A 9,741-nucleotide genomic window follows, 5' to 3' on the forward strand; every position below is an offset into this window, starting at 1 on the left:
GCGAAATATGGTGATACAAAAATGCCCGGGTATCAATAAATATCCGGGCATTGCTTATTAAGTTTTTTGCTGTGCCATAACTACAAATAATCACAAACCATTCAACGTTTTAAATTGCGTTTTTATACGGTTGCCATGTCAAACGGTAATTTGCGGATGCGTTTGCCTGTCAAATCAAAAATAGCTTCTGTTAGTGCCGGTGCAAATGGCGGTAGTCCCGGCTCGCCAACACCACCGGCATTGGCATCATTTTCCATAATATGTACCTCTACCAAAGGCATATCATTAATTCTGGGCATTGGATAGTTATAAAAGTTTCGCTGTTCTACCAGGCCATCTTTGAAGGTGATTTCATGGGTGGTAGCAGCACCAAGCGCCATAACAATAGCGCCCTCTACCTGGGCATGAACAATATCGGGGTTTACGTACCAGCCGCAATCTACTACCGCCCACACCTTGTCAATTTTTACCTTTTCACCGTTCTTTTTCGATACCTTAACAATTTGGCCAACCGTGGTTCCAAAGCATTCTGTAATGGCAACCCCAAATCCATCGCCTTTATTTTTCGATTTCCAGCCCGAAACCTGTTCCATTTTATCTATTAGTTTTTGTTCCCGCTCTTCGTTTAAATAACCTCGTCTAAAATCAAGCGGGTCTTTACCGGCAAGGTGTGCCATTTCGTTCAAAAAACTTTCATAAGCAAAGCCGTTGGTTGATGCATATACAGATCGCCACCAGATATTGGGGATAGGTGTTTCAAACGGTACATCGGCAAAGCTAATGTCTTTTATGCTTTTATAATACGGGGCCAGGAAGCCTTCGGTAGTGCTGCGGTTGGCTCTGTCTTTAGTACCGCCCTGCCAGTGCGCCGTGTTTTGTCCGGCCATCCGGAACTTTAAAGCGCTAAGTTGCCCATTGCTGAGCGCACCCTGGCAACGGTATGAGATCCCGGCCCTGTAAGGGCCTTGTGTCATATCGTCTTCCCTTGTCCAAACTACCTGCACCGGTGTCCCGGTTTCCTTTGAGATCAGGCAGGCCTCGTGAGGATAGTCCATGAATGCCTTTCGCCCAAAACCGCCGCCCAAAAAGGTCATGTTAACAATCACTTTTTCTTTCGGCAGCTTAAACTGCGCGCAAATGTAATCCTGCACCCATTCGGGTGCCTGTATCGGCCCCCATATTTCCAGCTTATCCGGCTGGTAAAAAGCCACGCAATTCAGCGGCTCCATAGCGCTGTGCGATTGGTAGGGCGTTTCATAAACCAGGTCAAGCTTTTGGGTGGCGGCATTTAATACCGCATCCGGATCGCCCTGTTTCCTGGCAGATAAGCCTTCTTCTTTACTAATGAGTTCGTTTTGTTTTTTATAAATATCGGGCGTGTTCACGTGCTCAAACCCGCTGTCGTCCCATTCAATAGTTAACGCTTTGCGGCCCTGTATGGCTGCCCAGGTGCTATCAGCCACCACGGCAACACCATCCCTGAAAGTTTGAAAAACACCCGTTTGTATTTTGAATACTTTTTTAACACCCGGAACTTTTAATGCCGCGCTGGCATCAAATGATTTGAGCGTTCCGCGTAAGCGTGGGTTGCGCTCAACTACCGCATATAGCATCCCTGGAAGTTTAAAATCTAACCCGAAAATGGCTGCACCGTTGGTTTTTAATGGGGTGTCCTGCCGGTGAAGCGGTTTGCCTATCTGTTTGTAATCGGAGCGCTTTTTCAGGACAACCTCTTTAGGTGCTTCCAGCTTAGATGCTGCCTCCACCAGTTCTCCATAATGAAATTTCTTTCCTGTTGGGCGGTGGATCACATGCCCGGCTTCGGCATAACATTCCGTTGCCGGTACATTCCATTTGGTGGCTGCTGCCGCTATCAGCATTTCGCGTGCCGATGCACCTAATTTCAATAAATTCTTGTACGAACCACGAATGGTAGAGCTGCCGCCCGTTACCTGGTTGCCGTATTTTTGACGGTCGCCCTGCGCGAAGCGTATGTTTACATCATTCAAATTAACTTCCAGCTCTTCTGCAACAATCTGCGGAACAGATTGGTAAGCTCCCTGGCCCATCTCGGCCCGGTGGCTGAAAATAGTAACCTTGCCATTCGTGTCAATATGTATCCAGGCATTCATCTCTATATCCGAAGCTACCGCCGAATCTGCGGTAGCAACCTTAGCTTCTTCGGCGCTAGACGGAAAATACAGGCCAACAAACAGCGCTGTTCCGGTAAGGCCCGCCGCCCTTAAAAAGTTTCTTCTTGATATGTTACTCACACTCATGGTATTCTGGTTAAGTGGTTAGGCTGTCAATTACTTCTTTGGTGCATATGCCCCGGTGGTAAGCCAGGTTATCCATGCTTTTTTAAATGCTGCGTGGCTCATAGGCGGCAGGGTACGGCCTTCGCCGGGGTTCCAGCCACTTAAAACTAAACCGTCATCAGCATGTGCAATCAGCTTTTTCATATCCTTATGGCCATTTTGTTTTGGATCAATGATCTGTTTGGCCAATTGCCGCGGGCTCCTGCCCTGGAATATCATCTTCATATCGGCCGGGGGCAAATGCCAGTTGGGGTTGCCCGGAGGTGTATGCAATCCCGGTGTGTTTGTTGCCTGGTGGCAGTTAGCGCATTTCATGGCATATACACCCTTGCCATCAACGCCCCTTTGGGGCGACATGGTATGCAGGTGACTGTCGTCGCCTTGCAAAGGAACATTGCCCGAGGGGTGACAGTTCATGCATCGGGCGCTCATCAAAACGCTGTAAACCTGCTTAAACGCCTTAACCGATGCCACACTATCTTTCCTGATGACGATAGGAGTGGCCTTTGTTTTTTCGGGTTCGGAGTTTAGTCCGAAAGCCATGATAGCTATGGCAGATAACAATACGCCAACTACAGCAAAGGCTTTTGCGACGCTTGTATAACGCGGCTTATTTTTTAGTTGCTTTTTCATTTGCTGGCGCTCTCCTTTCTCTGCAATTCTGCAGCAGTATGAATAGCTTTGCGAATACGCTGATAGGTGCCGCAGCGGCAAATATTACCGGCCATGGCTGCATCAATATCGGCATCGCTGGGGTTGTTATTTTCGCGCAGTAGCACCGCCGCCGACATGATTTGGCCCGAATGGCAATAACCGCATTGCGGCACTTGCTCCTGGTTCCAGGCAAGCTGGGCCGGGTGATTGTTGTTGGCTGATAAACCCTCGATGGTGACGATCTTTTGACCTTCGGCACGGCTTACTTTGGTTACACATGACCGAACTGCTTCGCCATTGAGGTGGACAACGCAGGCACCACACTGTGCCACGCCGCAACCAAATTTTGTACCAGTGAGGCCAATAATATCCCGTATTACCCACAACAGCGGCATATTAGGATCTGCCTCAATCTGATGCGCTGTTCCGTTTACATTAATGTTGATCATAGCATTTATAATTGGTATTAAATGTTAAAGCTTCGACTGTTATTTTTAGATATTGCAAAAATATCAAAAAAGCGTCCCGGTATCTCACCCCCGGAACGCCGTTACCGTTGGGTAATCAACTAAATCACCAATTTCATGCTGGTGATGCCTTTGGCGCTTTCCGGAAGCACACTAAATGTCGTGTCAACGATAAATTGACGGATTGTCTTTAGTCCGAAGTCTTAAGTTCTAAGTCGAAAAAGGAAAAATTCAACATTAGACTTACGACTTAATAATGTTGATTTAACACTAATATATAACTTTAATAAGTTTTCAATTCAATGAACGGTATTCATGGGGTGTTTGCCCCACCTGTTTTTTAAACAATCGTGTAAAGTGCTGCGGGTATTTAAAACCTAACTCATAAGCAACCTGGTTCACGGTTTTTTCGCCGTCGAAAATCTTTTCTTTGGCAAGATTAATAAGTTTAAATTGAATATACTCCTGCGCGGTTTTACCGGTTTCTTTCTTCACAAGATCGCCAAAATAATTTGCTGATAAATTTAATTCATCAGCACAATAAGCAACCGATGGCAGGCCAACTGTTTGAGGTTTTTCTGAAGAAAAATAATCATTCAAAAGCTTTTCAAACTTTTCAATGGTACCCTTATACACGTGGTCGCGGGTGATGAACTGCCTGTCGTAAAAGCGAACGCTGTAATCCAAAAATAATTCGATGTTGGATACAATTAACCTCTTGCTGTGTTTATCAATACCCCGTTCCAGTTCGTAGCTTATTTTTGAAAAGCAATCCAATACGATGCTCCTTTCCCTTTCAGATAAATGCAGCGCTTCGCTTGATTGGTAGCTGAAAAAGTTATAGTCCTGAATATGCCTGCCTAACGATGTACCATGAATTAAATCTGCATCAAAAGCCAGCACATGGCCTTTGGGCTGGTAGTACTCACCATTGCTGTTTACGCCTGCAACTTGTCCCGGCGCCATAAAAACCAGTGTGCCCTCCTGGTAATCATAGGTGTTACGGCCATACACCAGGTCGCCGCATTTAACATCTTTTAAAAATACGATGTAAAAGCCAAAATACATTTGTGAGCCTTGCCTGGGGGCAGCCTTTGACAGGTCGACCACGCTAACCAATGGGTGCCTGGTTTCATTGTTATTAAATGCATTGTATTCGCTTATCGTATTAAAACGCCGCATGCCGTCCATAATCTATTCTTTATTCGAATTTACATTATTAATCAATGCATTAATCATACCAGCGTGCAAATCGGTAATAATGGTAGAAACATCTGTAATCTGTATCCTATCCGGGTAAATGAAACACCTCATCTTTGTATTTGTTAAGTATCTTTATGCAAAAAGTAAAATTAAATAACGGTGTAGAAATGCCAATATTAGGATTTGGCGTTTTCCAGGTAACCGATCTGGCAGAATGTGAAAGAAGTGTGGTGAACGCTATTGAAACCGGCTACAGGCTAATTGATACCGCACAATCCTATATGAATGAAGAAGCCGTGGGCAAAGCCATTAAGCGCAGCGGCGTGGCCAGGGAAGAGTTGTTTATTACTACCAAACTGTGGATACAATCAAACGGTTACGACGGTGCTAAAAAGGCTTTTGAAGCTTCGTTGAAGAAGCTGCAGCTGGATTATCTTGACCTTTACTTAATTCATCAGCCTTACGGCGATGTATATGGCGAATGGCGCGCGATGGAAGATTTGTACAAAGAAGGTAAGATACGGGCCATCGGAGTAAGCAACTTTCAGCCCGACAGGTTGATTGACCTGATTATCAATAACGAAATTGTGCCCGCCGTTAACCAGGTAGAAACCCACCCGTTTCACCAGCAAATTGATGCGCAGCAATTCATGATTGATAACAACGTGCAGATAGAATCATGGGGGCCTTTTGCCGAAGGTAAGAATGATATGTTTAAAAATGAGCTGCTGCAAGCCATTGGCAACAAATACAATAAATCAATTGCCCAGGTAGTACTGCGCTGGTTAACCCAAAGGGGTGTTGTTGCTATTCCTAAATCAGTACGCAAAGAGCGCATGGCCGAAAACCTGGATAGCCTTGGTTTCGAGCTTACACCTAATGAAATGGATAAAATTAAAACATTGGATACCAATGCCAGCAGTTTTTTTGATCACCGCGATCCGAAAATGGTGAAATGGCTGGGAGAGCGAAAATTGAATAACTAAAATTTAAACCTATGAAAATTCAACGTATTGGCTCCAAACCGTCGGCAAAAGGGCCTGCCGAATATTTTACCGGTACTGTACGAATTGATCCATTGAATGAACCACCTGCACCTGCCCGTGTAGCAATGGCGCTGGTAACATTTGAGCCGGGAGCACGTACTGCCTGGCATACGCATCCGTTTGGCCAAACACTTATTGTTACCGCGGGAGCGGGTTGGGTACAGCGGGAGGGCGGCGTTAAAGAAAATATCTTTCCGGGCGATGTGATTTATTTTGAACCGGACGAAAAACACTGGCATGGCGCAACTGCCGCCACCGCCATGAGTCATATTGCTGTACAGGAAAAGGAGAATGGTTCACCGGTAGATTGGCTGGAGCAGGTTACTGACGACGACTACAATGGCTAAACAAAACTGAACATGAGAAAGAGGCAATTAGGAGATAGCGGGTTGGAAGTATCAGCCCTTGGATTGGGTTGCATGGGCCTGAGCTTTGGCTACGGCCCGGCAACAGAAAAACAAGAAGCAATTAGATTAATACGCGCCGCGTTTGAACGCGGTGTTACTTTTTTTGATACTGCAGAGGCTTACGGGCCTTTTACTAATGAAGAATTGTTGGGCGAGGCCCTGGAGCCTTTTCGCGACCAGGTGGTTATTGCCACCAAATTTGGCTTTAAGGACGGCAAACCGCTCCATGGTTTGGACAGCCGGCCGGAGCGTATCCGTGCGGTTGCTGAAGCCGCATTGATACGTTTGAGAACAGACCATATCGACCTGTTTTATCAACATCGCGTTGATCCAAATGTGCCGATAGAGGATGTTGCCGGTACGGTTAAAGATTTGATTGCCGAAGGCAAGGTTAAACATTTTGGTTTATCAGAAGCAGGTGCCGGTTCTATCCGCAAAGCGCATGCAGTACAACCGGTGGCTGCCCTGCAAAGTGAATATTCGCTTTGGTGGCGCGAACCTGAGCAAGATATATTGCCTGTACTGGAGGAACTGGGCATAGGTTTCGTACCCTTCAGCCCGCTGGGTAAAGGGTTTTTAACCGGTGCAATTAACGGGAGTACGACATTTGATAAGAGCGATTACAGGAACACGGTTCCTCGTTTTTCTGAAGAAAACCGGAAAGCGAACCAGGCGTTAGTTGATGTACTTGGCCATATTGCCGAAGACAAAAAGGCAACGCCTGCCCAAATTGCGTTGGCTTGGTTGCTTTCGCAGAAGCCCTGGATAGTTCCTATCCCGGGTACCACAAAAATACACCGTTTGGAAGAAAATTTGGGCGCTGCTGATATTCAGCTATCCGCCAAAGATCTCCTTGAGATTGGCAATAGCCTGTCGCAAATCGAAGTGCATGGGCATCGCTATTCCGAACAGGGACAACAAATGGTAAACCGTTAAACCGGTGCCGGGTACAACAGCATAAACTAATTTCTTAATACATACAACCAAATATTAAAAACCCAAATCATGAAAGTAACCATTATCGCACTATTTCTGTGTATTGCCTGTGTGCAGCTTGCTAACGCCCAGGCCAAATTGCCTAATGCGGCATCAACAACCACAACCAGAGACGAACAGGAACTACTTGGCCTATCCAAAACGAAATGGACATGGATGGCCGATAAGAATGTAGATGCATTAACCGGATTGTTTGCCGAGAACTGTGTATTTGTACACATGGGCGGAAGCTGGGGTAAAACCCAGGAACTGAATACCATTAAGGGTGGCTTCATCTGGTATAAACAAGCCGAAGTTTACGGGGCATCGGTAAATGTTTTTGGTAATACGGCCATCCTGTTAAACGATATCGATTTGCTGGCGGTAGTAGGTGGTAACGAAGTTGTGCATGCGTTTATGGTAACCGAGGTATACATTAAAGAAAACGGGAAATGGAAAATGGGTTCGCTTACTTTTTCAACATTGATAAGGCCTGTTAAAATGAAAACCAACCTAGCACAACCGGCACAGCCACAACACTAACTTAATCTGCAATATATGAATCGTTGTGATCTCCTAAAAACCGGTTTAACAAGCGGAAGAGACACAACAACAAGGTTGGTGATCCGTATAACAGCCAACATAAAAGCGAGCCGGACTTTTGTATTGAGATAACTAACATCAACAAAGATATATTTATGAAGAATGTGATTGTAGTAATTGGCGCAGGTGCCATCGGTCAGGCTATTGCACGCAGAGTAAGTGCCGGAAAGCATATTTTACTGGCCGACCTGAAACAAGATAATGCCGACGCTGCCGCCAAAGTGTTGGGCGAGGCCGGTTTTGAAGTAAGCACTACAATGGTTGATATTTCGTCCCGTACGTCTATACAGGCATTGGTTGAAAAGGCAACGTCAATCGGCAGTATAACCCGGTTGATACAAGCTGCAGGTGTATCGCCTTCGCAGGCATCGCCTTCAACTATATTACATGTCGATCTTTATGGCAATGCTGTTGTACTGGAAGAGTTTGGCAAAGTGATTGCGAACGGTGGATCTGGTGTAGTTATCGCGTCCCAGTCGGGCTACCGCTTGCCGGCATTAACCCCCGAACAGGATAAAGCTTTGGCAACCACACCTGCCGAAGAATTGCTGGGTCTGGATTTTTTACAGCCCGGCCAGGTAAAAGATTCATTGCATGCCTATCAATTATCCAAGCGGGGAAATTCACTGCGTGTAATGGCCGAAGCTGTGAATTGGGGCAAACGCGGAGCGCGGATAAACGCGATCAGCCCTGGAATTATCATTACGCCGCTGGCTAAGGACGAACTAAGCGGTCCCCGCGGCGAAGGTTATCGCAAAATGATCAATATTTCTGCTGTCGGAAGAGCCGGTACGCCGGACGAAGTTGGAAACTTAGGTGCTTTGCTTATGGGGCAGGACGGCGCTTTCATTACCGGCAGCGACTTTTTGATGGACGGCGGTGTAACGGCTGCTTACTGGTATGGCGACCTTGCCCCCAAACAATGATATAAGCGTTAATCATGTGATAAAGGAAAGCGGCTGTATCATATAATGATGCAGCCGCTTTATCATAAGTATTGCCAACATAAAAGTAAGGCCGAACGAATCAATAATAATCTCGTCCGGCCAACTGCCTGAGGCCATGAAATATCAGGATTTCAACGGTCCAACGTGCCGGTAGGTGTTTACGAGCAACCCTGTGGGCGTGGCTTTCGAGTCGACAAATACGAGTTCCCGGGCGTTGATACTGTCCGCTAATAAGCGTTTACCACGGCCAAGCAAAACCGGGTAAGTAATGAGCACAACCTCGTCGGCCAGTCCCTGGTCAAGCAATACAGACGTTAGGGTCGAACTTCCCACAACAATCAGGTCGGGACCGTCAGTTTGCCGGAGGTCTCGAACCGCTTTTATAACGTCATCGCCCAAATGCTTCACCGGTCCCCATTCCAGGCTGCCGGGCCTGTGGGTTGCAATGTATTTTGTTGCAGCGTTTATGGCGTTTGCCATCGGGAAATCTCCGGCATTGGGCCAAAAGCTGCTAAATATGTCGTAAGTGTGGCAGCCAAGCAGCAGGTCGAAGTTTGGCCCGTATGCTTCAAGTAGCATTGCCGCCCCGGCAGGGCTTCGGTAGGGCGTAGTCCATGCGCCGTAGGTGTAATCTCCGTCGTGTTCAATCACGCCATCCAGCGAGATATGTTCAAAAATCCTGATTTTTCTCATTTTGTTTATAATTAGTTCATAGATAAATTTGATATTAAAAATGCATGGCTATCACAATTTCCTCGAGACCGTCATTGCGGGTATCTATCAGGTAAAGCCCAAAAAATCGTTATGACGTGCATCGGATATAGTTAAACGAATGCACTAAACTACCGTCATTGCGAGGTACGAAGCAATCCCCAACTATGTGGGACTTAGCATGTAGGTGATTGCTTCGTGCCTCGATTTCTATGATCTATGCAACTAATTTAAGATAATTTTTTTCATACTTTCTGTTTTGGTTAACACAGGAGAAGATGCGCTGCACAAGTTTATTCCTGACCGCATTAATTACGCTCATTTTGTTCTTTTTTTCGACGTTGACTTTTCGTTCGTAGTAAAGCCTTAGTTCATCATTATACTGAATCGCCACCAGTGCAGCCATATGC

10 protein-coding genes and 1 pseudogene are annotated in these 9,741 nt (G+C 46.1%); 5 read left to right on the forward strand and 6 right to left on the reverse strand.

Features of this window, described 5'->3' with window-relative positions:
• Positions 1-122: 122 nt before the first annotated feature.
• The 4 genes from AC1DU2_RS29220 to AC1DU2_RS29235 form a co-directional block, all read right to left on the reverse strand.
• Entirely contained in the window at positions 123-2,279 is a 2,157-nt protein-coding gene (locus AC1DU2_RS29220) for a molybdopterin cofactor-binding domain-containing protein (protein ID WP_477389010.1), read from the reverse strand.
• Positions 2,280-2,309: 30 nt separating this feature from the next.
• A complete protein-coding gene (locus tag AC1DU2_RS29225) occupies positions 2,310-2,951 on the reverse strand; it encodes a hypothetical protein (RefSeq protein ID WP_477358067.1) in 642 nt (213 codons plus the stop codon).
• Positions 2,948-3,421 (reverse strand): (2Fe-2S)-binding protein, encoded by a 474-nt coding sequence (locus AC1DU2_RS29230; protein WP_477358064.1) that lies wholly within the window; start codon positions 3,419-3,421, stop codon positions 2,948-2,950. The genes AC1DU2_RS29225 and AC1DU2_RS29230 overlap by 4 nt, the downstream gene beginning before the upstream one ends.
• A gap of 312 nt (positions 3,422-3,733) precedes the next feature.
• The gene (locus AC1DU2_RS29235; RefSeq protein WP_477389012.1) at positions 3,734-4,630 is read right to left on the reverse strand and encodes a helix-turn-helix domain-containing protein; all 897 of its coding nucleotides are present in this window, start codon (positions 4,628-4,630) and stop codon (positions 3,734-3,736) included.
• Positions 4,631-4,776: 146 nt separating this feature from the next.
• On the opposite strand from AC1DU2_RS29235, the gene AC1DU2_RS29240 reads away from it, so the two are divergent.
• The 5 genes from AC1DU2_RS29240 (at position 4,777) to AC1DU2_RS29260 (ending at position 8,599) form a co-directional block, all read left to right on the forward strand.
• Positions 4,777-5,628 carry an aldo/keto reductase gene (locus AC1DU2_RS29240; protein ID WP_477389014.1) on the forward strand — a complete coding sequence of 284 codons (852 nt, stop codon included), beginning with the start codon at positions 4,777-4,779 and terminating at the stop codon, positions 5,626-5,628.
• 11 nt (positions 5,629-5,639) lie between these two features.
• Positions 5,640-6,035, forward strand: coding sequence for a (R)-mandelonitrile lyase (locus AC1DU2_RS29245; protein ID WP_477389016.1), 396 nt, complete (start codon positions 5,640-5,642; stop codon positions 6,033-6,035).
• Between the two features lie 12 nt (positions 6,036-6,047).
• Positions 6,048-7,031, forward strand: coding sequence for an aldo/keto reductase (locus tag AC1DU2_RS29250; protein ID WP_477389018.1), 984 nt, complete (start codon positions 6,048-6,050; stop codon positions 7,029-7,031).
• Positions 7,032-7,100: 69 nt separating this feature from the next.
• A complete protein-coding gene (locus tag AC1DU2_RS29255; protein WP_477358049.1) occupies positions 7,101-7,613 on the forward strand; it encodes a nuclear transport factor 2 family protein in 513 nt (170 codons plus the stop codon).
• A 155-nt stretch (positions 7,614-7,768) separates the two neighbouring features.
• Entirely contained in the window at positions 7,769-8,599 is an 831-nt protein-coding gene (locus tag AC1DU2_RS29260; protein ID WP_477389021.1) for an SDR family oxidoreductase, read from the forward strand.
• Positions 8,600-8,743: 144 nt separating this feature from the next.
• Here AC1DU2_RS29260 and AC1DU2_RS29265 read toward each other — a convergent pair whose 3' ends face one another.
• Together AC1DU2_RS29265 and AC1DU2_RS29270 are read right to left on the reverse strand one after the other, a co-directional pair.
• The gene (locus AC1DU2_RS29265) at positions 8,744-9,313 is read right to left on the reverse strand and encodes a dihydrofolate reductase family protein (protein ID WP_477389023.1); all 570 of its coding nucleotides are present in this window, start codon (positions 9,311-9,313) and stop codon (positions 8,744-8,746) included.
• Positions 9,314-9,548: 235 nt separating this feature from the next.
• A pseudogene (locus AC1DU2_RS29270) lies at positions 9,549-9,741 on the reverse strand (hypothetical protein); the annotation flags it as partial.

The organism is Mucilaginibacter sp. P4_C11 (genome assembly GCF_056402115.1).